Source organism: Streptomyces sp. NPDC006309 (assembly GCF_040613095.1).
Classification (GTDB): domain Bacteria; phylum Actinomycetota; class Actinomycetes; order Streptomycetales; family Streptomycetaceae; genus Streptomyces.
This window is the reverse complement of the sequence record NZ_JBEXRO010000008.1, coordinates 17,745-41,813: the sequence shown is the minus strand read 5'-3', so window position 1 is coordinate 41,813 and position 24,069 is coordinate 17,745. Positions and strand designations below refer to the sequence as shown.

17 protein-coding genes are annotated in these 24,069 nt (G+C 72.8%); 5 read left to right on the top strand and 12 right to left on the bottom strand.

Annotation, left to right across the window (positions count from 1 at the left end; all coding sequences use genetic code 11):
• Positions 1-50 precede the first annotated feature (50 nt).
• A complete protein-coding gene (gene ligD / locus ABZ117_RS13510) occupies positions 51-1,070 on the bottom strand; it encodes a non-homologous end-joining DNA ligase (protein ID WP_356820301.1) in 1,020 nt (339 codons plus the stop codon).
• A 74-nt stretch (positions 1,071-1,144) separates the two neighbouring features.
• Between ligD and ABZ117_RS13505 the strand changes: the two genes are divergently transcribed.
• Positions 1,145-2,221: an ATP-dependent DNA ligase gene (locus tag ABZ117_RS13505; protein WP_356820299.1), complete on the top strand. Its 1,077-nt coding sequence runs from the start codon at positions 1,145-1,147 to the stop codon at positions 2,219-2,221.
• A gap of 51 nt (positions 2,222-2,272) precedes the next feature.
• Here the strand turns inward: ABZ117_RS13505 and ABZ117_RS13500 are convergent, their stop codons facing one another.
• A complete protein-coding gene (locus ABZ117_RS13500; protein WP_356820297.1) occupies positions 2,273-3,463 on the bottom strand; it encodes a zinc-dependent alcohol dehydrogenase in 1,191 nt (396 codons plus the stop codon).
• Positions 3,464-3,634: 171 nt separating this feature from the next.
• Between ABZ117_RS13500 and ABZ117_RS13495 the strand changes: the two genes are divergently transcribed.
• Positions 3,635-4,621: a DUF3048 domain-containing protein gene (locus ABZ117_RS13495; RefSeq protein ID WP_356820295.1), complete on the top strand. Its 987-nt coding sequence runs from the start codon at positions 3,635-3,637 to the stop codon at positions 4,619-4,621.
• 802 nt (positions 4,622-5,423) lie between these two features.
• Here the strand turns inward: ABZ117_RS13495 and ABZ117_RS13490 are convergent.
• Complete coding sequence (locus ABZ117_RS13490; RefSeq protein ID WP_356820293.1) at positions 5,424-8,105, bottom strand: AAA family ATPase; 2,682 nt, start codon at positions 8,103-8,105, stop codon at positions 5,424-5,426.
• 305 nt (positions 8,106-8,410) lie between these two features.
• Here ABZ117_RS13490 and ABZ117_RS13485 point away from each other — a divergent pair, with 305 nt between their 5' ends.
• Positions 8,411-9,547, top strand: coding sequence for a DUF2510 domain-containing protein (locus ABZ117_RS13485; RefSeq protein ID WP_356820291.1), 1,137 nt, complete (start codon positions 8,411-8,413; stop codon positions 9,545-9,547).
• A 137-nt stretch (positions 9,548-9,684) separates the two neighbouring features.
• On the opposite strand, the gene ABZ117_RS13480 is transcribed toward ABZ117_RS13485, so the two are convergent.
• Positions 9,685-10,299, bottom strand: a complete 615-nt coding sequence (locus ABZ117_RS13480; protein ID WP_356820289.1) for a TetR/AcrR family transcriptional regulator C-terminal ligand-binding domain-containing protein — start codon at positions 10,297-10,299, stop codon at positions 9,685-9,687.
• 265 nt (positions 10,300-10,564) lie between these two features.
• On the opposite strand from ABZ117_RS13480, the gene ABZ117_RS13475 reads away from it, so the two are divergent.
• Both ABZ117_RS13475 and ABZ117_RS13470 read left to right on the top strand, forming a co-directional pair.
• Entirely contained in the window at positions 10,565-11,365 is an 801-nt protein-coding gene (locus tag ABZ117_RS13475; protein WP_356820287.1) for a phosphatase PAP2 family protein, read from the top strand.
• A complete protein-coding gene (locus ABZ117_RS13470) occupies positions 11,362-12,360 on the top strand; it encodes a hypothetical protein (protein ID WP_356820285.1) in 999 nt (332 codons plus the stop codon). Before ABZ117_RS13475 ends, ABZ117_RS13470 begins: the two co-directional genes overlap by 4 nt.
• Positions 12,361-12,444: 84 nt before the next feature.
• Here the strand turns inward: ABZ117_RS13470 and ABZ117_RS13465 are convergent, their stop codons facing one another.
• The 8 genes from ABZ117_RS13465 to ABZ117_RS13430 all read right to left on the bottom strand — a co-directional run bounded on the left by ABZ117_RS13465 (position 12,445) and on the right by ABZ117_RS13430 (position 23,866).
• Complete coding sequence (locus ABZ117_RS13465; RefSeq protein ID WP_356820283.1) at positions 12,445-13,293, bottom strand: phospholipid scramblase-related protein; 849 nt, start codon at positions 13,291-13,293, stop codon at positions 12,445-12,447.
• A 66-nt stretch (positions 13,294-13,359) separates the two neighbouring features.
• Positions 13,360-15,408, bottom strand: coding sequence for a phosphocholine-specific phospholipase C (locus tag ABZ117_RS13460; RefSeq protein WP_356820281.1), 2,049 nt, complete (start codon positions 15,406-15,408; stop codon positions 13,360-13,362).
• A gap of 225 nt (positions 15,409-15,633) precedes the next feature.
• Complete coding sequence (locus ABZ117_RS13455) at positions 15,634-17,811, bottom strand: discoidin domain-containing protein (protein ID WP_356820279.1); 2,178 nt, start codon at positions 17,809-17,811, stop codon at positions 15,634-15,636.
• Positions 17,812-17,896: 85 nt separating this feature from the next.
• Entirely contained in the window at positions 17,897-19,504 is a 1,608-nt protein-coding gene (locus ABZ117_RS13450; protein ID WP_356820277.1) for a glycoside hydrolase family 13 protein, read from the bottom strand.
• Between the two features lie 45 nt (positions 19,505-19,549).
• Positions 19,550-20,431 carry a carbohydrate ABC transporter permease gene (locus tag ABZ117_RS13445; RefSeq protein WP_356820275.1) on the bottom strand — a complete coding sequence of 294 codons (882 nt, stop codon included), beginning with the start codon at positions 20,429-20,431 and terminating at the stop codon, positions 19,550-19,552.
• Complete coding sequence (locus tag ABZ117_RS13440) at positions 20,428-21,381, bottom strand: sugar ABC transporter permease (protein ID WP_356820273.1); 954 nt, start codon at positions 21,379-21,381, stop codon at positions 20,428-20,430. The genes ABZ117_RS13445 and ABZ117_RS13440 overlap by 4 nt, the downstream gene beginning before the upstream one ends.
• 5 nt (positions 21,382-21,386) lie before the next feature.
• Positions 21,387-22,739: an extracellular solute-binding protein gene (locus ABZ117_RS13435; RefSeq protein ID WP_356820271.1), complete on the bottom strand. Its 1,353-nt coding sequence runs from the start codon at positions 22,737-22,739 to the stop codon at positions 21,387-21,389.
• Between the two features lie 128 nt (positions 22,740-22,867).
• Complete coding sequence (locus ABZ117_RS13430; RefSeq protein WP_356820269.1) at positions 22,868-23,866, bottom strand: LacI family DNA-binding transcriptional regulator; 999 nt, start codon at positions 23,864-23,866, stop codon at positions 22,868-22,870.
• Positions 23,867-24,069 lie beyond the last annotated feature (203 nt).

Genomic DNA, 24,069 nt, shown 5'->3' with positions numbered 1-24,069 from the left:
GCCGGGCTGGTCGGAGCGCGCGTACAGCGCGGATACGCGCGCTGTCCCCGTCAGGACGTCGGCTCGGGCCGGGCCCGGCTCGGCTGGACGCGTTTCGGTTCGCCGGGCATCTTCGGGTACTCGGGGGGATACGGCAGATCGCCCAGGCCGTGGTCGTGTTCGTCCCGGCGGGCGAGGTCGAGCAGCGCGTCCAGGGAGTAGGCGTGGTCGTCCATGCCGGCGTGCACGTCGCCGACCTCGGCGAACCGGGCCGGCATGGTGGCGAGGTCGAAGTCACGGGGGTGGGCGACGCCGACCTCCTCCCAGCGCAGGGGCGCGGAGACGGGGGCGTGCGGGCGGGGGCGTACGGAGTAGGCGGAGGCGATGGTGCGGTCGCGGGCCGTCTGGTTGTAGTCGAGGAAGATCCGGCGTCCGCGCTCCTCCTTCCACCATCTGATGGTCACCTGGTCGGGCATCCGGCGTTCCATCTCCCGGCCGACCGCGATCGCGGCGCGGCGCACCTGGGTGAAGGTCCAGCGGGGCTCGATGGGCACGAAGACGTGCAGGCCCCGGCCCCCGGAGGTCTTCGGCCAGCCGCGCAGCCCGCCGAACTCCTCCAGGACGGCGCGCAGTTCGTGGGCGGCGCGGACCGCGTCGTCGTAGTCGGTGCCGGGCTGCGGGTCGAGGTCGATGCGGAGTTCGTCGGGATGGTCGACGTCGGTGGCGCGCACCGGCCAGGGGTGGAAGGTGAGGGTGCCGTACTGGGCGGCCCACACCACGGCCGCCTCCTCGGTGGGGCACATCTCGTCGGCGCTGCGCCCGCTGGGGAAGGTGATGTGGGCGGTCGGGATCCACCGGGGCATGCCCTTGGGGGCCCGCTTCTGGTAGAACCACTCGCCGCCGACGCCGTCCGGGTAGCGCTCCAGGGTGGTGGGGCGGTTGCGCAGGGCGCGCAGGATGCCGGGGGCGACGGCGGCGTAGTAGCGGGCGAGGTCCAGCTTCGTGAAGCCCCGCTCCGGGAAGAACACCTTGTCCGGGCTGGACAGCCGTACCGTCCGGCCGCCCACCTCGAGTTCCACCGCATCGCCCATGCGGCCACGGTAGGCGCACCCCGCGCGGCGCGCATACCGGGCGGACCGGTACGTATGCGCGCAGAATCGGATCCATGGATCTGCCCGTCATGCCGCCCGTGAAACCCATGCTCGCCAAGTCGGTGGCGAAGATCCCACCGGGTATGCACTACGAGGCGAAGTGGGACGGGTTCCGGTCGATCGTGTTCCGGGACGGCGCCGAGGTGGAACTGGGCAGCCGTACCGGGAAGCCGCTGACCAGGTATTTCCCGGAGCTGGTCGCGGCGCTGCGGGAGCGGCTGCCCGAGCGGTGCGTGGTCGACGGGGAGATCGTGATCGCGCGGAACGGCCGGCTGGACTTCGACGCGCTGACCGAGCGGATCCATCCGGCGGCGTCCCGGGTGCGGACGCTCGCGGAGCGGACGCCGGCGTCCTTCGTCGCCTTCGACCTGCTGGCCCTGGACGACCACGCCCTGCTCGACGTGGAGCTGACCGACCGCCGCGCCCTGCTGGACCGGGCGCTGGCCGAGGCGGCCCCGCCGGTGCACCTGGCGCCGGCGACGACCGACATCGAGGTGGCCCGGCAGTGGTTCGAGCAGTTCGAGGGCGCCGGTCTCGACGGGGTCGTCGCCAAGCCGCTCACCCTGCGCTATCTCCAGGACGAGCGGGCCATGTTCAAGATCAAGCACGAGCGGACGGCGGACGTCGTGGTGGCCGGGTACCGCTTCCACAAGAGCGGCCCGGTGGTCGGCTCGCTGCTGCTCGGGCTGTACGACGACCAGGGCCGGCTCCAGCACGTGGGCGTGTCGGCCGCGTTCCCGATGCGCACCCGCGCGGAACTGGTCGAGGAGCTGGAGCCGTCGCGCATGGACGACGTGTCCGCGCACCCCTGGGCCGCGTGGGCGGACGAGGCCGCGCACGAGACCGCCCGGCTGCCGGGGGCGCCGAGCCGCTGGTCCGGCAAGAAGGACCTGTCGTGGGTGCCGCTGCGCCCCGACCGGGTGGCCGAGGTGGCGTACGACCACATGGAGAACGGGCAGCGGTTCCGGCACACGGCCCGGTTCCGGCGCTGGCGGCCGGACCGTACGCCGGAGAGCTGCACCTACGCCCAGCTGGAGGAGCCGGTGCGCTACGACCTGGCGGAGATCCTCGGCGAGAAGGACCGCGGCTGAGCCGGGCCGCGGCCGCACGGGAATGCGGCTGGGCCGGGCCACGGCCGCACGCTACGGCTGCATGAGAATCTTGACGGCGCCGTCCTGCTTGCGCTGGAACATCTCGTACGCGTGCGGAGCCTCCGACAGCGGCACCCGATGCGTGGCGAAGTCGTCCACGCCGAGCGGGTCCTCGTCCGTCAGGTAGGGCATGATCTGGTCGCTCCAGCGGCGGACGTTGGCCTGTCCCATGCGCAGCTGGATCTGCTTGTCGAAGAGGGTGAGCATCGGCATCGGGTCGGCCATGCCGCCGTAGACACCGCTGAGGGAGATGGTGCCGCCGCGGCGGACCAGGTCGATGGCCATGTACAGGGCACCGAGCCGGTCGATGCTGAAGCGCTCGGCGAGCGGACCGCTGATCTTGCGCGGCATCAGCGCGGTGGCCTGCTGCGCGAGCTTGGCGGCGGCGCTGCCGTGGGCCTCGGTGCCGACGGCGTCGATCACGGCGTCGGGGCCCCGGCCGCCGGTCTCGTCCTGGATGGCGTGGACGAGCGCCTTCTCGTTGTCGAAGGCCCGAATGTCGTACGTCTCCACGCCCCGCCGCTTCGCCCGGGCGAGACGCTCGGGCACGAGGTCGACACCGAACACCCGCTCGGCGCCGCGTGCCTTGGCGATACGGCAGGCCATGTCGCCGATGGGACCGAGGCCGAGGACCGCCAGGGTGCCGCCGGGCGGGACGGCGGCGTACTCGACGGCCTGCCAGGCGGTGGGCAGCACGTCGGAGAGGTAGACGAACCGGTCGTCCGACGGGCCCTCGGGCACCTTGATGGGCCCGAACTGCGCCTGCGGCACCCGCAGATACTCAGCCTGGCCGCCCGGGACGGCACCGTACAGGCGGGTGTAGCCGAAGAGGGGGGCGCCCATGCCCTCGCCGGTGACCTGGGTGGTCTCGCACTGGGTGGGCAGCCCGGTGTCGCACATGAAGCAGTGCCCGCAGGCGATCTGGAAGGGCACCACGACACGGTCGCCGGGCCGTAGGTTGGTCACCTCCGGACCCACCTCCTCGACGATTCCCATGGGTTCGTGGCCGAGGATGTCCCCCGGGGTCATGAACGGGGTCAGCACCTCGTACAGGTGCAGGTCCGAGCCGCACAGTCCGGTCGACGTGATCCGGATGACGGCGTCCGTGGGTTCCTCGATCCTCGGGTCGGGCACGTCCTCGACCCGTACCTTGCGCTTGCCCTGCCAGGTGACTGCTTTCATGCGGTCGCACTCCCTTGGTCGCGTGTGGCTGCGTCCTGCGTCCCGTGCGGTGCCGGCCGGGTACCCACGCCGCTGACAGCGAATCTTGGTCCGTTCCCGTGGGCGGCCGGGTATGGCCAGCCGCGAACCGATGAGCGCACAATCGGACAAGACGGACGGGGGTGGCCCACGGTGGACACGAGGGACAGGGCGCGCCGGCGGCGCACGGCACCGACGGCCGCGCTGCTGGCCGTCGCACTGTCGGCCTCGCTCGCGGCGGGCTGCACCGGCCACGGACGGGACGACGACCACCGCGCCCCGCACCGCACCCCGGCGCCGGCCTCGCCGACCGCGCCGGCAGTGGCGGGTTCCCCCCTCGCCGTGAAGATCGACAACGTGCCCGCGGCGCGCCCGCAGACCGGGCTGGAGGCGGCGGACGTGGTGTACGCGGAGCAGGTGGAGGGCGGTCTCAGCCGGCTGATGGCGGTCTACGCGACCCGGCTCCCGCGAACCGTCGGTCCCGTACGCAGCGCCCGCGAGTCCGATCTCGAGCTGCTGCGCCAGTTCCGCATGCCGGTCCTCGCCTTCTCGGGCGCCCAGCACAGACTGCTGCCGCTGATCGCCCGGGCGCCGCTGCGGGCCGAGCCCCCCGACGAGGCCCCCGGCGCCTACCGCCGCGACACCGGCAGGGCCGCCCCGCACAACCTCTATCTCCGCCCGGCCGCCCTGCTGCCCTCCGCCCCCGGCGGTACGGCCCTGACCACGGGCTTCCGCTACGGCCCGGCCCCGTCCGGCGGCACCTCCGCGCCCCCGAGGACCGTGCGCTACCCCGCCGCCCGGTTCACCTTCACCTGGTCGGCCGGACGCGGGGGCTGGCTGGTGGCGATGGACGGCACCCCGGCCGGGACGGCCGGCGGCGGTGGGCCGGCGCCGGCCACGGTGGTCGTGCAGCACGTGCGTATCCGTACCTCGCGCTACCACGACGCGCTCGGCAATTACACGCCGTACACCGAGACGGTGGGCTCCGGGCGGGCGGAGGTGCTGCGCGACGGGCGGTCCTTCGACGCCCGCTGGTCGCGCCCGTCGGCGGCGGCCGGTACGGCGTTCACGGCGGCGGACGGCAGCCCGCTGGACTTCGCCGCCGGGCAGGTGTGGGTGGTGTTCGTACCGGCGGCGTGAGGGCCCGGCAGTGCGAGGGGGCTCAGCCCTGGGTGGCGAGCGGCTCGGCCGGGTTGCGCAGGGCGTTGCCCGCGTCCGCGACCCGGCGGACAGGTCGAACTCCGGTCCCGGACGTACGTCGCTTCGGACCGGTCCGCGCCGGACCCTCGCAGCGGCCACGGCTGCGACGAGGGGCACGCGAGCGGCTGGACAGCAGGCGCGCGCGCCCATCGACCGCGCTCACTTGGCGGCTGCGGGGCACACGGCCGCGCTCGGGACCGACCGGAACCCCCGGTCAGCCGGACCACGGTCGGCCGGAAGTCGTGGTCGGCCACTGGCCACGGTCAGCCGGAACACCGCGGTCGGCCACTGGCCGCGGTCAGCCGGGAGCCGTGGTCGGCCAGTGGCACCGGTCGACCGGAAGCCGTGGTCGGCCAGTGGCACCGGTCGGCCGGAAGCCGCGGTCGGCCGGAAGCCGTGGTCGGCCAGTGGCACCGGTCGGCCGGAAGCCGTGGTCGGCCACTGGCCGCGGTCGGCCGGAAGCCCCGGTCAGCCGGACCACGGTCGACCGGAAGCCGCGGTCGGCCACTGGCCGCGGTCGGCCGGAAGCCGTGGTCGGCCACTGGCCGCGGTCGGCCGGTGGCCGCGGTCGGCCGGTGGCCGCGGTCGGCCGGAAGCCGCGGTCGGCCACTGGCCGCGGTCGGCCGGAAGCCCCGGTCAGCCGGACCACGGTCGACCGGAAGCCGCGGTCGGCCACTGGCCGCGGTCGGCCGGAAGCCGCCGTCGGCCGGTAGTCGCCGTGGTCGGTGACTCGGTCGGTGGGTCAGGGGCGGGCGTGTCCCGATTCCAGGGCCTCGCGGGCCTGGGCCGTCAGGCCTTCCGCGCCACAGGCTCGGGCGAGGTCCAGGCCCCGGTCGAGCTCCGCGGCCGAGCGGGCCACGATGCCGTACTCGATCCGGGCCGCCGCGTGCTCGTACTGGCAGGGCGAGGCCTCCAGGTAGGTGACGGCCCGGGCGGCGAGCCGTACCGCCTCCCGGCCCGTCGCCAGGGCGGCGGCGCAGCGCAGGGCCTCACCGATCGCGGTGTCGGTGCCGAACCGCTCGGCCTGCCGGCGGGCGTCGGCCGCGAGCTGGGCGGCCCGGACCGGGTCCTGGCCGGCGAGGGCCTTGGCGAGGTCGACGGACCAGGGCGCGAGGACGGGGTTGTGGCCGCCGCGGGAGGCGGCGGTCTTCTCGGCGGCCTCCAGTTCGTTGACGCCGTCCTCGGTGCGGCCGACGGCGAGCAGCAGCCGGCCGCGCACGGAGCGGATGTCGGGCAGCACGATCGTGGACGGGTACGGCGGCGCGAAGCCGTACTGTTCGGCGATCGACCAGGCCTCCGCGACGCGGCCCCGGGCCAGCAGGGTGTCGACCAGCCCGCAGACGGCCGACCAGTACAACGGCAGGCGCCGGCCGACGCGTTCGGCGAGGGCCAGGGCCTCGCGCAGGGCCGACTCGGCGTCGCGCAGCCTGCCCTGTCTGCGGTAGGCGAGCCCGAGGAAGGCGTTGGCCAGGGAGAGGTGGCCGCCGCGCCAGCCGGCCGTGGTGTAGACGCGCCGGGCCTCGGTGAACAGGCTCTCGGCGCGGTCCAGCCGGTCGGCGTAGGCGTACGCGCTGCCGAGCATCATCAGCAGCTCCATGCCCCACGCGGGGTCCGTCCAGCCGAGGCCGGGCGCGAGGCGGCCGTTGACGAGGGCGCGGTCGCACAGGGCGACGACCTCGTCGGCGCTCTCGCCGTGGGTCATCGCGTCGAAGCCGCGCAGGATGAGCAGGGCGCGTTCGGCGTTGTCGCGGCCGGTGCAGGTGCCGGCCAGCTCGGCCAGGCGCCGGGAGCGGGCCGGGGAGACGGTCTCGCCGTGGATGCCCTCCCACATGAACTGGAAGGCCTGGAGCCGCATTCGCACGTGGCCCGCGTCGTGCCGGGCGGCCTCGGCCTCGACCGTGCGGACGGCCTCCTCCAGCTGGTCGTTGTGGAGCAGCGCCTGGGAGAGGCGGACGACGGCGTCGACACGTTCGGTCCCGTCGAGGCCGCGCATGCCGAGCGCGCTCTGGAGGTGGCCGATGGTGACGGCGGGGTTGGTCAGGAGGGTGGCGCAGCCCAGTTCGTACAGGACGTGCGCGTGGACCTCGGGGAGGGGCGGTTCCCGCAGGGCGCGTTCGAGGCAGCGGCGGGCCGCGTCGGGTGCGCCGACGGCGAGGTGTTCGCGGGCGGCGTCTCGCAGCTGCTGCACGAGTTCCTCGTCGTCGTCCGGGTGCACCTTCAGCAGGTGCCGGGCGGCCTCGGCGGCGCCGCGGCCCAGCTCGGTGATGATCTGGGCGGCGACCCCGTGCATGGCGGTGCACACGCCGGGCGGGATGGACCGGTAGACGGCGGAGGCGATGAGCGGGTGGACGAACTCCAGCTCGCCGTCCTCGTGTTCGGTGCCGCCTGCCGGGTCGGGCGGGGTGAGGATGCGGGCGTTGCAGAGGAGTTCGGCGCTGTGCCGGGCGACGTCGTCGGTCATGGTGGCGAGGCGGGCGACCATGTCGACGGAGATGCCGGTGCCGAGGATGGCGGCGGCCCAGGCGAACCGGGTGGCCTCCAGGCCGAGCGCCTTGAGCCGGTCGACGAGTCCGCCGCCTCGTGCGCCGCGGTTGAGGGCGCGCAGTTCCCCGGCCTGTGCCTCGACCGGCGGGAGTTCGCTGTCGCGCACCTTGGCGAGGAGTTCGACGGTGTCGTAGGGGTTGCCGTCGGTGACGGCCCACACCTCGCGGCAGAAGGCGTCGTCGGCCTGCCGGCCGAGGGTGGCGCGGGTGAGGCCGGCGGTGGCGTCCGGGGTGAGGCTTCTGAGGTTGCTGACGGGGCGGCCCGCCGCGGCCACCGCGTCGAGGTGGCGGGCACCGTCCCCGCCGGTGCCGTCCGGGCGGCGGGCGACCACGACGAGGACGGACAGGTCGTCCAGGCGTTCGGCGAACGCGGCGAGCCAGCGCAGGGTCTCCTGGTCGGCCCAGTGGGCGTCGTCGAGGAGCAGGACGAGCGGCCATTCGCGGCGGGCCAGCCGGCGTACCGCCGCGACGAGTCCGTCGCAGACGTACTGCGGGTCGGCGTTGCCCTCCTGCGGGTCGGCTATGCCGAGGGCCGGGCCGGCGATGTCGTACCAGTCGCCGAGGTACTCGCGGGCCTCCTCGGGCAGCAGGGACAGCAGTGCGGGCTGGAGCAGCTGCCGTACCACGTTGAACGGCACGGACCTCAGGGTCTCGGCGCCGCGCGCGGACCAGACCGTGCAGCCGCGGCGTTCGGCGATGCGGCGGGTCTCGGCCAGCAGCGCGGTCTTGCCGAGTCCCGCGTCGCCCCGGAACATCAGCAGGCTGCCCGCGGAGGACCGGTCGGCACAGAGCACGTCGAGCGCCTGTACGACGGTGGCGATCTCGGTGTCCCGCTCCCACAGGGGAGCCGAACCGGCCGCCGACGGCCGTCCCTCCGTCATCCGTTACCTCCCCAGGTCGCCCGAACGACGTACGGAGCACGAGCGTAGCCGTCCGGTGGGGTGTGTGGTGGCCGGTCCCGGCAGGTACTGCCCCGCCGGGTGAACGGGGGTGCGGGCCGGCGACGCCCGACCCCGCCCGACCAGCGGACGGGGCGTCAACTCCGATGTTCTTGGGGCACCGGGGAGGTTCGGGAGGGGTGGGACGGGACGGGACGCGGGGAAATCCGGGGCGGAATGTGCCGCTTGACACGATCCGCCGCGGATCCTCTCATCCCACTTTCACCGTCGCCTCATACGGTGGGGACATGACGCAGGTGACTCCTCCCGGGTGGTATCCCGACCCCGGGCAGACGCATGACGGTCCGCCCACCGAGCGCTGGTGGGACGGCAAGGCCTGGACGGACCGGACCCGCCCCGCCGGCACGGCCGCCTTGTGGGGTCCCCCATCGCAGCCGGCGGCGGACGGCGGCCCGCCGCCGCCCCCTCCCGGGGCGCCGACCCCTTCCGGGCAGCCGGCCCACCCCGGACAGCCGGCCCACCCCGGACAGCCGGCCGGTCCGGCGCCCACAGCCCCGGCGGGGTACGGCGCTCCTCCGGGATATCCGGTGTATCCCGCCCAGCCGCCGGCCGGCTCCCGGCGCGGTCTGCGCACGGGCACAGCCGTCGCGGTGACGGCCGCGGTGCTGGCGAGCATCGGGGTGGGCGTGTACGCCCTCGCCGGGCACGGCGGGGACGGCGACCGCGCGGGCTCGGGGCGGGGCCCGGTCGGCGGGCAGGACGGCGGCGGGCCGTTCGGCGGGGCCGGTGGTTCGGGCGGGTCCGAGGGCTCGGGCGGTCAGGGCGGCTCCGGTGGCCCGGGCGGGCCCGGCGGGGCCTCGCCGTCTCCGGACCGGTCCGGTCCGCCGACGGTCCGGGGCGGCGGCACGGTGTCCGACCCCATCAGCGGCATCAGTCTGCCGGTGCCGAAGGGCTGGACGGGGGAGACGACCCGCGCCGGAGTGATGGTGAACTCCGACGACTCCTACAAGTGCCCGGGCGACACCACCAAGACGTGCACCGCGGGCGGCGTCTCCACGGCTCCGGCGACGGGGCTGGGCAGCGGGGCCGACACGGCCGAGAAGGTCGCCGAGGCGGACATCGCGGCCAACGCCAAGGACTCGTACGGCGGTACCACCTACGGCAGCATCACCTCGCACAAGGTGCTGGCCTCCGAGGCGGTGACGGTCGCCGGGCAGAAGGGCTACCTGGTCCGCTGGAAGGCGGTCACCAGCAAGGGCGCCGACGGCTATGTCGAGTCGGTCGCCTTCCCCTCGCCCCACGACCCCGGGCAGTTCGTCCTGGTGCGTTTCGGCGTAGACGTCGGCCAGCGGGTGTCCGTGATCGACGAGATCGTCAAGGGGATCAAGGTCTCGTCCGGCACCGGGAACGGCCAGGACGTCTGAGACCCGGATCGGCCGGGTGGGCTTCCTCTCCGCTCAAGAGGAACCCCACCCGGCCGGGGGTGCGCGCCGCCCCCGTCCCCACGGTGCGGCGCGGTCAGGTCACCGTTCAGTCATCCCGTGAACGGCGGCCTGGGTCTTCAGGCCAGTCCCAGCGCGGGCAGCACGGCCGCCTCCACGAAACCGGCGAGGTAGTCGGAGTCGGCGTACTGGCCGCACAGCACCGGCCGCACCCGCAGGACGCCGAACATCATGGCGGGCACGTAGGCGAGCGCCGGGTTCTCCGCGGGAACCTCGCCCCGGGCCACGCCCCGGGCGAGCATCTCCTCCAGCGCGGCGATCTCCGGCAGGACCAGCGCCTCGCGCAGCGCCTGGGCCAGTTCCTGGTCCGCCGTCACCGCGTGCCCGAGGGCCTGGAGCAGCCGGGTGTCCTTGCCGGACCAGTCGCCCGCGGCCCGCGCGGCCTGGCGCAGGTCCTCGGCGAGCGATCCGGTGTCGATGCCGGCGAACCGCACCCGGCGGTTGGCGCGCAGCGCCGCCGCGACGAACTGCGGTTTGGTCTTCCACTGCCGGTACAGCGTGGACTTGCTGCACCGGGTGCTGGCGGCGACGCCCTCCATGGTGACGGAGTCGTAGCCGCACTCGCGGATCTGTTCCAGCACGGCGTCGAAGAACTCCCGCTCACGCTCCGGCGTGATCTTGGAGCGGCGCGAGGCGACGACCGTCTCCGGTTCGTCCGCGGCCTGCGACGTCATGCGCTGCTTCCCCTCACTCGTGTACGGCCCGTCCGGCTGCGCGGCCCACTGCGGCGGGCCGGGTGTCCGGGCCTGTCTCCAGTGTGTCGCACCTCAATCGATACGCCAGTGTACCGGTACCCAGCCGTATCGGTACACTGGCGTATCGGTACGGAAACGTATCGATCGATTCCGGGTCCGGGTCCGGCAGGACCTGACACCCGGGAACGCACGCACCACGCGCACGCACCACCACACGCACCACCGTCAGCGAAGGGGCCGGGGGATGAATGCCCGAACCGAGCCTTCGGGGGCGAAAGCGGAGCCGCACACCACGGCACGCCCACCCCTGATACGTGAGTTCCTGCTGGTCGCCGGGCTCTTCCTGGTCTACAAGCTCGGCCGGCAGCTGGCCACCGGGCACACCGCCGAGGCCGTCCACAACGCCCGCCGCGTGTGGCACCTGGAGCGGGCCGCGCATCTCCCCCACGAGAACGCCGTGCAGTCCGCGTTGCTGCACGGCGACACCCTCGTCCACCTGGCGAACACCTACTACGCGACCGTCCACTTCCCGGCCACGCTCGCCTTCCTGGTCTGGCTCTACGTGCGGCGGCCCGCGCACTACGTCTGGGCCCGCCGGGTCCTCGCCGTCGTCACCACGGCCGCCCTGGTACTGCCGTTCACCTTCCCGCTGGCCCCGCCCCGGATGCTGACCGGCACCGGCCTGGTGGACACCGCGCGGGTCTACGGACCGTCCGTGTACGGCCCGCCGTCCAGCGACCACCTGTCCAACCAGTTCGCGGCCATGCCCTCGCTGCACTTCGGCTGGGCGCTGATGGTGGCGGTCGGCCTGATCGCCGCGACCCGCTCCCGGTGGCGCGCCCTGTGGCTGCTGCACCCGGCGCTCACCCTGCTGGTGATCACCGGCACCGCGAACCACTACTGGCTCGACGCCCTCGTCGCCACGGCCATGCTCGGCCTGGCCCTCGCGGTCATCCATCCGCCGCGGCACACGGCGACCACGGCCGGGCGCGGCGCCGGCCGGCTCGCCGCGCCGGAGCCCGTCCTGGCGGGAGCGGCCCGATGAGCGCCGCCGCGGTGACCGCCCTGGCCCTGTCCCTGGTGTCGGCCGTCGCCTACGCGCTGGCCGCCGTCGCCCAGGAACGCCTCGCCGCGCGCAGCGCCGGCACCGGTCTGCTGCGGCTGCTGGGCACCGGCGCCTGGTGGTCCGCGGTCGGCCTGAACGCCGTCGCCGCGCTGCTGCACGTCGTCGCCCTGAAGTACGGCCCGCTGACCGTCGTCCAGCCGCTGGGCGCCCTCACCCTGGTCGCGGCGGTGCCCCTGGGCGCGCGGGCGGCCGGCCGGCGGGTCAGCGCGATGGAGTGGCGCGGCACGGCACTGACCCTGCTCGGTCTCGGCGCCCTGCTCGTCGCCGCCTCCGGCCCCGCACCCGCCCGGGTGCTGTCGCTGACCGAGGCCCTGGCGGTCGCCGGTACGACGGCCGCGGCCATCGGACTGCTGTCCCGGCCCGGCGCCCGGCCGGGCCTGCGGCACGCGACCGCGTCCGGCTTCGCCTCCGGTGTCGCCTCCGCGCTCACCCAGACGGTGACCGTCGCGGCCACGGACCGGTCCGGACCGGCGCCCGGCACCGAGGTGATCGTCGTGGCCGTGCTGGTCGCCGCGTTCGCCGTGGGCGGGCTGCTGTTGTCGCAGACGGCCTACCGCGGCGGCCTCGGCGCCCCGCTGGCCGTCGTCACCCTCGCCAACCCGGTGGCCGCCGCGGTGATCGGCCTCGCCCTGCTGGGGCAGGGCCTCAAGGGCGGCGCCGGCGGGGTGCTGCTGGCCCTGGCCGGTGCGGCGCTGGCCGCGTCGGGGGTGGTGCTGCTGACGCGGGCGGCCCCCGCGCCCGGCCGCACGGAGGAGCCCGGACGGCACGCCGGACCAGAACTACTCCGAGAACACCAGGGCCACGACGAGCATCCGGTGGCGGCGGTGCTGGCCCTGGAGCCCGCGACGGCGACGGCCGAACCGGTGCTGCTGCCGCGGCAGACGGAGCAGCCGGGGCATCTCACGGCCCTGTGACCGGGTACGGCGACGGCGGCCGGCGCGCGCGGAAGTCCTCCGCCCGCACCGGCCGCCGTCGCCGTGCCCGTTCCGGCCCGCCGGTCAGCCCCAGCCGCGCGAGTCCTGCTTCAGCGCGGTGTCCACCGTCAGCGCCGTGGCCACCACGAGGCTCAGCAGCGGCTCGGGGAGCTGGTAGTGGATCTGGAGGACGTAGTTGTCCGCGGTCGTGAACAGCGTCTTGGCGAGACCTTCCCAGGTCTTGGTGATCCGGGCGACCTCGTTGTCCGCGTGGTCGACGATCGCGAAGTTCCAGGCCCGCCAGTTCTCCGCCTTGATCGCGCCGACCTGCCGGCCGTCCGCCGTCATCGCGAAATTGATCTTGCCGATCATGTTCTTCTGGACGATCTCGCCGACCGGCGAACCGTCCGGGCGCGTCACGATCACCCGGGACTTGAAGATCTTCGCGGGACGGGTCAGCAGCAGCTGCGGCTGGCCGTAGGCGTCGCGGATCTCCAGCTTGTGGGTCATGAACTGGTCGATGCTGGAGACGAAGCGCAGAATCTTCTTCAGTACGCCCTGTCCGACCTGGGTGACCGATCCGAGCTGCCGGCCGTTCTGATCCATGACCGTGTACTCGTTGGTCAGCTCGATCAGCTTGGCCTTCTGGTTCACGACCAGGACGGGCTCGGTGAAAAGGGTGCCGCCGCCGGGGCCGCCGGCCGTGACGCCGGCCTGCCGCTGCACCTGCCGCTGCACCTTGCTGTCGGCGGTCTGCTGCTGCGGGAAGGCGGCCTGCTGGGCCGGGGCCTGCTGCGGCGGAACCTGCCCGGCGGGCTGCTGGGCCGGGTTGGTGTGCTCGGTCCACTGCGCGCCGTCCCAGTAACGGAGCGTCTGGACCGCCCCGTGCGGATCCGGGTACCAGCCTGCCGGGGTGTTTGATTGCGTGGTCACCGGGGCACACTACCTTGTTCTGACCGGTACCTGACCAGTCCGCACGGAGCGGTGTTCATCGCGCGTTCATCCCGTCACGATGGCCGGGTCGCTGACGCCGGGCAGCCCGTTCTCGACGTGGCCGGCGAAGCCCCGCAGGAAGGCCGGGTCGGCCTCGGACGTGACGGTCAGGTCGTACCAGCGCTTGCTCGCCGCCAGTCCGACGGTCTGCCTGACGGTCGCGCCGGGCCGCACGCTTATCGCGACGGGGCTGCCGCCGTAGCCGTCGGCCAGCGTCAGCCTGACGGTGCCGGAGCCCTTGTTGGTGAAGGTGAGCTGGATGTCGTCGCCCGCGTGCCGGGCGGTGACCTCGGGGCCGGCGACCTTGTTGCGGCCCTTGAAGACGCGCAGGAAGCCGTTGGGGCCGTGCACGGCGAGGTCGTAGGTGCCGCCGGAGTAGACGGAGTTCCAGGTGTCCGAGAGGCTCTTGCCGGCCTCCGTGGTGTACGTCCAGGGGCCGTCGGTGCGGTTGCCGGACGTGACGAGGAAGGCGGCGCCCGCCTGCGCCCCCGAGGCGAAGGTGAGCGTGAACTTCCCGGCCGCGGTGTCCGCGGAACCGTCCGTCGTGGGCGCGTACCTCAGCGGGCGGGTGGGCCGGCTGCCGGGCTCCTGCACGGGCAGGGCGGGGTGGGCGGGCGGCTTGGGGACGTAGTCCGGGTGGCGGGCGCCGTCCGGCGGCCGGTAACCGGTCGTGGAGGGCAGTGCGACCGGCGCCGTGTCCTTGCGGGAGAAGTCGAAGGCGCTGGTCAGGTCGCCGCAGACGGCCCGCCGCCAGGGTGAGATGTTCGGCTCGCGCACACCGAAGCGGCGCTCGATGAACCGGATGACCGAGGTGTGGTCGAAGGTCTCGGAGCAGACGTAACCGCCCTTGCTCCAGGGAGAGACGACGAGCATCGGCACCCGCTGCCCCAGCCCGTACGGTCCCGCGACGTGGCTGCCGTCGCCCTTGAACAGGTCGGGCGCCGGGTCCACCGTCGACCGGCCCTGGGCGGCGGAGGCCGGCGGGTAGGGCGGGATCACGTGGTCGAAGAAGCCGTCGTTCTCGTCGTAGGTGATGAAGAGCGCGGTCCTGCCCCACACCTCGGGGTCGGAGGTGAGCGCGTCCAGTACCTGGGAGACGTACCAGGCGCCGTAGTTCGCGGGCCAGTTGGGGTGCTCGGTGAAGGCCTCGGGGGCCACGATCCAGGAGACCTGGGGCAGCCGGGCCGCCTGGACGTCCGCCTTCAGCCGGTCGAAGAAGCCCTCGCCCTTGCGGGCGTCGGTGCCGGTGCGGGCCTTGTCGTACAGCGGGTCGCCGGGCCGGGCGTTGCGGTACTGGTTGAAGTAGAGGAGCGAGTTGTCGCCGTAGTTGCCGCGGTAGGCGTCGTCGATCCAGCCCCAGGAGCCGGCCGCGTCCAGACCGTCACCGACGTCCTGGTAGATCTTCCAGGAGACCCCGGCCTGCTCCAGGCGCTCGGGGTACGTCGTCCAGCCGTAGCCCGCCTCCTCGTTGCCGAGGACCGGTCCGCCGCCCTTGCCGTCGTTGCCGGTGTAACCCGACCACAGGTAGTAGCGGTTGGGGTCGGTGGAGCCGATCAGCGAGCAGTGGTAGGCGTCGCAGACGGTGAAGGCGTCCGCGAGGGCGTAGTGGAAGGGGATGTCGTCGCGGGTCAGGTACGCCATCGTCGTGGCGGACTTGGCGGGCACCCACTTGTCGTACTTGCCGCCGTTGAACGCGGTGTGTCCGTCGTTCCAGCCGTGCGGGAGGTCCTGGATGAAGGCCAGGCCCAGGTCGTCGGCGTCGGGGTGGAAGGGCAGGATGTCCTTGGTGCCGTCGGACTGCTTCCAGACGGACCTGCCGTTCTGGCTGACCGGACGGGGGTCGCCGAAGCCCCGGACTCCGCGCAGCGAGCCGAAGTAGTGGTCGAAGGAACGGTTCTCCTGCATCAGGACGACGATGTGCTCCACGTCGTCCAGCGATCCGGTGCCGTAGTGGGCGGGCAGGGCGGCCGCCCGCTGGATGCTGCCGGCCAGCGCGCTGAACGCCGTGCCGGCACCGGCCACTTGGAGGAAGCGCCGCCGGTTGACTTCGGGCATGAGTGAGGGTCCTCTCGTCCTGACGTACGTCCGCGAACCGGTCAGTTGACGGAATGTGCGCGGAGCGAGTGTTCCAAGAGCAGCAAACGTCAGGGAAGTCTCCGGTGGCGCCCGCGTGAAAGTCGGCGGTACGGGTGGAGCCGGGACGCGCGCGCCGGGGGACGCCGGCCGGCACGCGCCCCGGCAGCGGGGCGGAGCCGCCACGGTCCGCCCCGGTGCCTCGCGTCACGGGGTCAGATACGCCTCCACCTCGCTGAACTGTCCGGCCGGCCACGCCGTGTTGGCGGTGACCGTCAGACGGAGGTGACGCAGGTTCGTGCCGCTGGGCAGGGGGACGGTCACGGTGTTGCCGGTGGCCGGGTCGAAGCGGTAGGCGTGGGCGGCGACCACGGTCGTGTAGCCGGAGCCGTCCGTGCTGCCGAGCACGGTGATCGTCTGGGCGCGGGCGCCCCAGGCCTGGGACGGCGGCAGTTTCAGCACCAGGCGGCGTACGGCGTACGCCGAGCCGAGGTCGGCCGTCCAGGACTGCGGAAAGGCGTTGTTGGCGGACTCCCAGTACGTACTGGCGTCGCCGTCGTCCGCTTTGCCGGGCGTGTAGACGTCCTGGGAGCCCGTCGCGGTGGCCGGGCGGCCCTTGGCGAGGTTGCGGTTCGGGTCGGGTTCGGGGTTGCCCTGGCCGGGCTGGGGCCAGGTGGAGCAGTCCGACCAGGTGGTGGACCAGCCGGAGTTGCCGCCTCCGTCGGTGAGCGCGAAGGAGCCGGAGTTCGCCGGGTAGGGGCAGTTGTAGACACCGGCCGCCCCGACCTGGGTGGCGGTGACGTTCTTGAAGGTGGCCGCGCCCTGCGCCTCGGCCTGGACCACGACCGTACCGGTGTTCCGTACGGTCGCGCCGGTCACGTTGACGTTGCGGACCGGGTAGCCCTGGCCGCCGCCGGAGACGAACTCGAAGGCGCTGTACGGGCTGTCGGTGATCGTCGTGTCGGTGATGTTCACGGTCGCGTTGATCGCGCTGTCGTAGGAGTCGACGCGCAGGGCACCCATGGGGTGGTTCCAGTTGGGGTTCATGGCGCCGGTGCGCACGAGGGTGTTGCCGCTCACGGTGATCGTCCCAGCGAGCGGGCTGAACGGGTCCAGGAACTTCTGGTTGGAGATCGCGATGCCGCTGCCGAGGGCGTTGGTGTCGGAGACCAGGTTGTTCCGTACGGCGATGTCGGTGCCGCCGTAGATCGCGATGCCGTTGGCGAGGTTGGGCTGCGAGACGGTGTTGTTCTCGAAGCTGGAGTCGGTGTCCGGGGAGTACAGCGACCACATGGCGAGGGCGTCGTCGCCCTGGTCGCGCAGGAAGTTGTTGCGGACCCGGACGCCCTTGGCGGTGCCGTTGAGGTTGATGCCGTCGGCGGTGGTGTCGAGGATGCGGTTGTTCTCCACCACCAGGTTGTCGTTGTTGCCGGTCAGCCACAGGCCGACCTTCAGGTGCTGGATCCACATGCCGGACACGGAGGAGTTCGGCCCGAGGGAGCCGTTGACGAAGTTGTCGGGGCTGGAGTCGACGCGTTCGGTGACCTCGCCGATGACCGCGAAGTCCTTGATGTGGACGTTCCCGGAGGAGCCGCTCTGGTCGACGAAGCGGGAGGTGTGCACGACGGAGTACCAGCTGCCGGCGCCCTGGAGCGTCACGTTCTGCACGCCGCTCAGGGCGGACGTCAGGCGGTAGTCGCCCGGCGGGATCCACACCGTGCCGCCCTGGGCGGCGGCGATGGCGTCGCGGAACGCCTGGGTGGAGTCGCCGTTGCCGCTGGGGTCGGCGCCCTTGGAGACGACGGACACCGACCCGGCGGGCTGGGTGGCGGCCGGGGCGACCTGCTCGAAGTCGGCGACGTCGACGGTCACCTGGGTGCCGGTCGGCTCGACGGCGATCTTGTCGCCGGCCTGGACGTTCTGCCCGAGCAGCAGCCGGGCGTTGTCGAAGAAGTGGTGCGTCCGGGCGCCGGTGATCCATCCGGTGTCGACGTACGAGTACTTGGAGGTGACCGGCAGCGTCCGGGCGAGCCGGACGCCGTTGACGTAGACGTTCAGCGCGCCGGACTGCCCGTCGGGAACGTTGTAGGCGATGTTCAGCGCGTTGGACGCGCGCGGCACGGTGAACTCCACCCGCTGCCCGGCCGTCAGCCGTACGGCCTGCCGGCCGGAGGCCTCCGAGGCGAGGGTGCCCTGGGTGTAGTCGGGGCCGATCCGCGTGCCGGTGGTGGCCGCCGACTCGGCCTCCACGGAGGTGAAGGGGAGCGTGGCGCCCGCCGCCGCGTGGGCGGCCGGGGCGAGGGTGACGAGCATGCCGGCGGCGAGGGCGACGACCGCCCCGATGGCCGGCATGCGCCGGACGTGTCCGGCGGTGCTGGTGTGCATGTGCTGATCCCTTCGTCGTGGGGGTGCGGGGATAGCGGGGTGCGTATGGCGGGGTGCGTATCGGGCGGTGTGCACGAGGGGCGGCTCAGGCGCGCAGCCAGGCCGCCGTGTCCGGGGGCAGCCGGCCCGCTTCGTCCAGCGGGCCGCTCGTCAGCAGGGACCGGGAGTGCGGGGGGAGGACGGCGGGCGTGGGCGCGAGGTTCACCACGCACAGGGCTCCCCCGGCACGGGAGAAGGCGAGGACGCCGTCGGGGGCGGGCAGCCAGGTCAGGGGGCCGTCGCCGAACATGGGGCGCAGGGCGATGGCCCGGCGGTAGAGGGTCAGCATGGAGTCCGGGTCGCGTTCCTGGCGGTCGACCGCGTACGACGGCCAGTCGGCCGGCTGCGGCAGCCACGGCTCCTCGTGGGCACCGAAGCCCGCGTACGGCATGTCCTCGGCCCACGGCAGCGGGATCCGGCAGCCGTCGCGGCCGGGAGCGGCGCCGCCGGACCGGAAGTACATCGGGTCCTGGACGCGGTCGGCCGGGACGTCGGCCTCCGGCAGGCCCAGCTCCTCCCCCTGGTAGAGGTACACCGCACCGGGCAGTGCCAGTGACAGCAGGGCCGCGGCCCGCGCCCTGCGCGTGCCGAGCGCCAGGTCCGCCGGCGTGCCGAAGGCCTTGGTGGCGAAGTCGAAGGCGGTGTCCTCACGGCCGTACCGGGTCACGGTGCGGGTGACGTCGTGGTTGCACAGCACCCAGGTGGCCGGGGCGCCGACGGGGGCGTGCTCGGCGAGGGTGGTGTCGATGGCGGCGCGCAGCCGTGCGGCATCCCAGGGGCAGGACAGAAAGGCGAAGTTGAAGGCGGTGTGGAGTTCGTCGGGGCGCAGGTAGCGGGCGAAGCGTTCGGGGTCGGGGAGCCAGACCTCGCCGACGAACACACCGCCGTACTCGTCCGCCACGCGCCGCCAGGAGCGGTAGACGGCGTGGAGTTCGTCGCGGTCGACGAAGGGGTGCGGCCGGGGCCGGGTGGCGAGGTCGGGCAGGTCCGGGTCCTTGGCGAGGAGGGCGGCCGAGTCGATGCGGACTCCGGCGACGCCCCGCTCGAACCAGAAGCGCAGCACGTCCTCGTGTTCCTGGCGGACGGCCGGGTGGGCCCAGTTGAGGTCCGGCTGCTCGGGGGTGAACAGGTGCAGGTACCAGTCGCCGTCGGGCAGCCGCGTCCACACCGGTGCGGTGGAGCCGGCGAACTGTGACGGCCAGTCGTTCGGCGGGAGTTCGCCGTCCGCGCCGCGTCCCCGCCGGAAGTGGAACAGCTCCCGCTCGGCGCTGCCCGGTCCGGCTGCGCGGGCCGCCCGGAACCAGGGGTGCTGGTCGGAGACGTGGTTGGGCACGATGTCGACGATCGTGCGGATGCCCAGCTCCCGGGCCTCGGCGATGAGTTTCTCCGCCTCGGCGAGGGTCCCGAAGGCCGGGTCGATGGCGCGGTAGTCGGCGACGTCGTAGCCGCCGTCCTTCATGGGCGAGGGGTACCAGGGGCTGAACCACAGGGCGTCCACGCCGAGTCCGGCGAGGTACGGCAGCCGGGAGCGGACGCCCGCGAGGTCGCCGGTGCCGTCGCCGTCGCCGTCCGCGAAGCTGCGGACGTACACCTGGTAGATGACGGCCGTGCGCCACCAGTCGGGGTCCTCGGGGGCATGGCGGGGCTGTCCCACGGAGCGTGCCTTTCGGTAGACGGGGCCGGGGAGGGGGTGCCGGTGTCAGCCCTTGGTGCTGCCCGCGCTGATCCCGGCGATGATGTGCCGCTGGAAGACGAGGAACAGTGCCACCATCGGGACGCTGGCGATCACCATGGCGGCGATGAGCACGGTGAGCTGGATGTTCTGCGACAGCTGGACGAGGGCCACGCTGATCGGCTGTTTGCCGGTGTCGGAGAAGACCATCAGCGGCCACAGGAAGTCCTGCCAGACGGCGACCAGCGCGAAGATGGACACCACCCCGAGGACCGGCCGGGACATGGGCAGGACGACCGACCACAGGATCCGCAGTCTGCCCGCGCCGTCGATCTCGGCGGCCTCCAGCACGTCGCGGGGCAGCTGGTCGAAGAACCGTTTGAGCAGGTAGAGGTTGAAGGCGTTGGCGACGGCCGGCAGCCAGATGGCGAGGGGGTCGTTGAGCAGGCTGGTGTGGATCAGCGGCAGGTCGGCGACGGTCAGGTACTTGGGGACGACCAGCGCCTGTGCCGGGACCATGAGGGTGGCGAGGATGCCGCCGAGGACCACCTTGCCGAAGGTGGGTCTCAGCCTGGACAGGGAGTAGGCGGCGGCCGTGCAGAACACCAGCTGGAAGGCCCAGGCGCCCACGGCCTGGACGACGGTGTTGCCCAGGTGCTGCGGGAGCTGCATCAGGTCCCAGGCGTCGGTGTAGCCGCCGAGGCGCCAGTGCTCGGGCAGGAGCGCCGGCGGGGTGCGCGCCACCTCGTCCGGGGACTTCATCGCGCCGGTCACCATCCAGTACACCGGGAAGAGGAAGGCGAGCGCGAAGAGGACGACGACGGCCGTGAACACCGTCCAGTACAAGGCTCTTCCGCGCGGGCGGCCGAGGGTGGCCGGGGAGATCAGGGTGCGGGTGCCGGTGCTCATGCGTCCCCCTCGGAGCGGGTGAGCCTCAGGTAGAGCGCGGAGAAGGCGCCGAGCAGGAGCAGCAGCAGGACGCTGAGGGCGCAGGCGCCACCGAAGTCGTTGTAGAGGAAGGCGTACTTGTAGATCAGGTACAGGACGGTGACGGTCGCGTTCTCCGGGCCGCCGCCCGTGATGACGAACGGTTCGGTGAACACCTGCATGGTGGCGATGATCTGGAGGAGCATCAGCATCAGGATGACGAACCGGGTCTGCGGGACGGTGACGTGCCGGACGCGCTGGAGGAGGTTCGCGCCGTCCAGTTCGGCGGCCTCGTACAGCTCGCCGGGGACGGACTGGAGGGCGGCGAGGTAGATGAGGACGGTGCCGCCCATGTTGGCCCAGGTGGCGACGAAGACCAGGGAGACGAGGGCGGTGTCGGTGCCGTTGGACCAGTTCGAGGTGGGCAGGTGCAGGAAGCGGAGGGTCTCGTTGGCCAGGCCGGTTCCGGGGTCGTAGAACCATTTCCACAGCAGGGCGCTGACCACGGGCGGGATCATCACCGGCAGGTAGACCACGACCCGGAAGAAGGCTCTGGCGTGCCGCAGCTCGTTGAGGACGAGAGCGAGTACGAAGGGGACCACGAACCCGATGAGCAGGGCGAGCAGGGTGAAGGTCAGGGTGTTGCGCCAGGCGGCGGCGAACTCGGGGTCGTGCAGGACCCGGGTGAAGTTGGCGGTGCCGGCCCACTCGGGCGGTGAGCCCGGGGTGTACTTCTGGAAGGCGATGACGACCGCGCGGATCGCCGGGTACCAGGAGAACAGGGCGAAGCAGATCAGGCCGCCGAGGAGGAAGCCGTAGGCGCGGGCCTGGTCGGCGAGGGCGCGCCGCCTGCGGTCCCCCGCCGGTGGCGGTGCCGGGACCGGGGGGACGGCGGCCGGTGCCGGGGGCCGCCGCTCGGCCGTCTTCGTCATGGCGGTCAGCTCCGGGCCAGGATGGAGTCGATCTTGCCGGAGGCCTCTTCGAGGAGCTGGTCGATGTCGGCGTCCTTCTTGGTGAGGACGGCGGAGACGACGGCGTCGAGGACGGAGTAGATCTGCTGGGCGTGCGGGGGCTCGATCCGCATGCGGAGCCGGGTGTTGCCTTCGAGGAAGGACCGGTAGTTCTCCACCGGCACGTTGGCGTCGGCCTTCTTGGCCCGCTGGTCGGTGGCGTCGGCGGTGCCGGTGAACAGGCGGGGCTCGGGCAGGCCGACGGGGGCGTCGTGCTTCCTGGCGCGGGCGTAGTCGCCGAGGAATCCCTTGCCCGGGGTGAGGAACATGTGGTCGAGCCACTTGAGGCCGGCGCGGATCTGGGCGGGCGTGTCGTGCTTGTTGAACATGTAGCCGTCACCGCCGATGAGGGTGGCCCTGCCGCCGGGCATGGGTGCGAGGGCGAGGTCCTTGTAGTCGCCGCCCTTCTCCTTGACCAGGATCGGGATGTTGTCGGGGGCGGCGAGGTACATGCCGAGCCGTCCCGCGCCCATCAGCTGCTGCACGTCGTTGATGACGAGGAGCTGTCTGCTGCCCATCGAGTCGTCGGTCCACCGCATGTCGTGCAGTTCGCGCAGGACGGCCCGGCCCTCGGGGCTGTCGACGGTGGCCTTCCTGCCGTCCGCGCTGACGACGTCCCCGCCCCGGGAGTACAGCTCGGCGGTGAAGTGCCAGCCGCCCTGGTTCTGCGCGCTGTAGTCGGCGTATCCGACCGTGCCGCTGCCGAGCGCGGCGATCCTCCTGGCGGCGGCGCGGACCTCGTCCCAGGTCGCGGGGGGCCGGTCGGGGTCGAGGCCGGCCTTGCGGAACAGTGCGCGGTTGTAGATCAGGCCCATGGAGTATCCGGTGCGCGGAACGCCGTAGACCTTGCCGTCCACGGTGTAGATGTCCCGCAGTTGCTTCTGGATGCTGCCGTAGCTCTTCAGCTCGCTGAGGTACGGCGTGAGGTCGGCTGCCTGGCGGATGTCGACGACGTGCCGCGCGTCGGTGAAGTACGTGTAGAACACGTCCTCCATCTGGCCCCCGGCGAGCTTGGCGTCGAAGGTCTTCGGGTCCTGGCAGGGGAAGGCGTCGTGCGCCACGACGTCGATGTCCGGGTTCCGCTTCTCGAAGGCGGCGACGTCGTCCTCGAAAAAGGCGCGGTCGACCTTGGCGCTCCTCGGCGGCTCGCAGTTGACGGTGATACGGGTCTTGCCGCTCGCCGAGCCGTCGTCGCCCGTCCCGCAGGCGGTGGCGGCGAGGGCGAGGGAGGAACAGACGCCGATCGCGACGACGGTACGGCGGAACCCGGTGGTTGTCATCGGTGGACCCCTCATGGCACGCGTGGCAGGAGCGGTGGGCGCCGCACACTCAAGCACCACCGCCGACGCTCCGCAAGATGTCGCGCGTAATCTGTAATTATTCGACAGCCTGCTGGATCACCGCGGGTTCAGTCGCGGGGCGCTTGCGCGGTGGAGCCGCGGACCACCAGTTCGGGCTCGAACAGCAGCTCCTCGGCGGGTACGGCGGTGCCGGCGATCCGCGCGTTCAGCAGCTCCACGGCCGCGCGCCCCATGGCCTCGATGGGCTGCCGGACGGTGGTGAGCGGGGGCTCGGTGCAGTTCATGAACGCCGAGTCGTCGTAACCCACGACGGAGACGCGGCCGGGGACGTCCAGACCCTTGCGGCGGGCGGCGCGTACGGCGCCGAGCGCCAGGGGGTCGCTGGCGCAGATGATCCCGGTGACACCGCGGTCGATCAGCCTGGAGGCAGCGGCGTGCCCGCCCTCCAGGGAGAAGATGGCCCGCGCGACGAACTCCTCCGGCAGGTCACCGGCGATCGCCCGGGCGGCGGCCAGTTTGCGCGCCGAGGGCACGTGGTCGCCGGGGCCGAGCAGCAGCCCGATCCGCTCGTGGCCGAGGGACGCCAGGTGACGCCAGGCCTGTTCGACGGCCACCGTGTCGTCGCAGGAGACGGCCGGGAACCCCAGGTCTTCGATGGCCGCGTTGACCAGGACGACCGGGATGTTGCGCTCCGCGAGCAGCCGGTAGTGGTCGTGCGGCGCGTCGGCCTGGGCGTACAGACCGCCGGCGAAGACGACGCCGGAGACCTGCTGCTGGAGCAGCAGTTCGACGTAGTCCGCCTCCGAGACGCCGCCCTTGGTCTGCGTGCACAGCACCGGGGTGAGCCCGAGCTGGGCCAGCGCACCCCCGATGACCTCGGCGAACGCCGGGAAGATGGGGTTCTGCAGCTCGGGCAGGACCAGGCCGACGAGCCGGGCGCGTTCGCCGCGCAGCTGGGTGGGGCGCTCGTAGCCGAGGATGTCGAGAGCCGTCAGCACCGCCTGCCGCGTGGCGTCGGAGACCCCGGGCTTGCCGTTGAGCACCCGGCTGACCGTGGCCTCGCTGACCCCGACCTTCTTCGCCACTTCCGCAAGTCGTCGCGTCATGGACGCAAGCCTAGCGCAAGCGATGCAAGTAGCTTGCGTTGGCGTTGCGGGGGCGGAGCGGCTCGCCGTACGGGAGAAGGAGGGGGCGGACCGGCCGTCCGGGCGAGAGGGGCAGGCACGGGAGGGGGCAGGCACGGGAGGGGGCAGGCACGGGAGGGGGCAGGCACGGGAGGGGGCAGGCACGGGAGGGGGCAGGCACGGGA

What these genes read in the sequence shown, in the direction of transcription:
- ABZ117_RS13490 (WP_356820293.1), bottom strand. Translation starts at nt 8,105, where the DNA reads ATGACGGAGGGACGGCCGTCGGCGGCCGGTTCGGCTCCCCTGTGGGAG.
- ABZ117_RS13480 (WP_356820289.1), bottom strand. Translation starts at nt 10,299, where the DNA reads ATGACGTCGCAGGCCGCGGACGAACCGGAGACGGTCGTCGCCTCGCGC.
- ABZ117_RS13475 (WP_356820287.1), top strand. Translation starts at nt 10,565, where the DNA reads ATGAATGCCCGAACCGAGCCTTCGGGGGCGAAAGCGGAGCCGCACACC.
- ligD (WP_356820301.1), bottom strand. Translation starts at nt 1,070, where the DNA reads ATGGGCGATGCGGTGGAACTCGAGGTGGGCGGCCGGACGGTACGGCTG.
- ABZ117_RS13505 (WP_356820299.1), top strand. Translation starts at nt 1,145, where the DNA reads ATGGATCTGCCCGTCATGCCGCCCGTGAAACCCATGCTCGCCAAGTCG.
- ABZ117_RS13470 (WP_356820285.1), top strand. Translation starts at nt 11,362, where the DNA reads ATGAGCGCCGCCGCGGTGACCGCCCTGGCCCTGTCCCTGGTGTCGGCC.
- ABZ117_RS13455 (WP_356820279.1), bottom strand. Translation starts at nt 17,811, where the DNA reads ATGCACACCAGCACCGCCGGACACGTCCGGCGCATGCCGGCCATCGGG.
- ABZ117_RS13460 (WP_356820281.1), bottom strand. Translation starts at nt 15,408, where the DNA reads ATGCCCGAAGTCAACCGGCGGCGCTTCCTCCAAGTGGCCGGTGCCGGC.
- ABZ117_RS13500 (WP_356820297.1), bottom strand. Translation starts at nt 3,463, where the DNA reads ATGAAAGCAGTCACCTGGCAGGGCAAGCGCAAGGTACGGGTCGAGGAC.
- ABZ117_RS13440 (WP_356820273.1), bottom strand. Translation starts at nt 21,381, where the DNA reads ATGACGAAGACGGCCGAGCGGCGGCCCCCGGCACCGGCCGCCGTCCCC.
- ABZ117_RS13485 (WP_356820291.1), top strand. Translation starts at nt 8,411, where the DNA reads ATGACGCAGGTGACTCCTCCCGGGTGGTATCCCGACCCCGGGCAGACG.
- ABZ117_RS13435 (WP_356820271.1), bottom strand. Translation starts at nt 22,739, where the DNA reads ATGACAACCACCGGGTTCCGCCGTACCGTCGTCGCGATCGGCGTCTGT.
- ABZ117_RS13445 (WP_356820275.1), bottom strand. Translation starts at nt 20,431, where the DNA reads ATGAGCACCGGCACCCGCACCCTGATCTCCCCGGCCACCCTCGGCCGC.
- ABZ117_RS13430 (WP_356820269.1), bottom strand. Translation starts at nt 23,866, where the DNA reads ATGACGCGACGACTTGCGGAAGTGGCGAAGAAGGTCGGGGTCAGCGAG.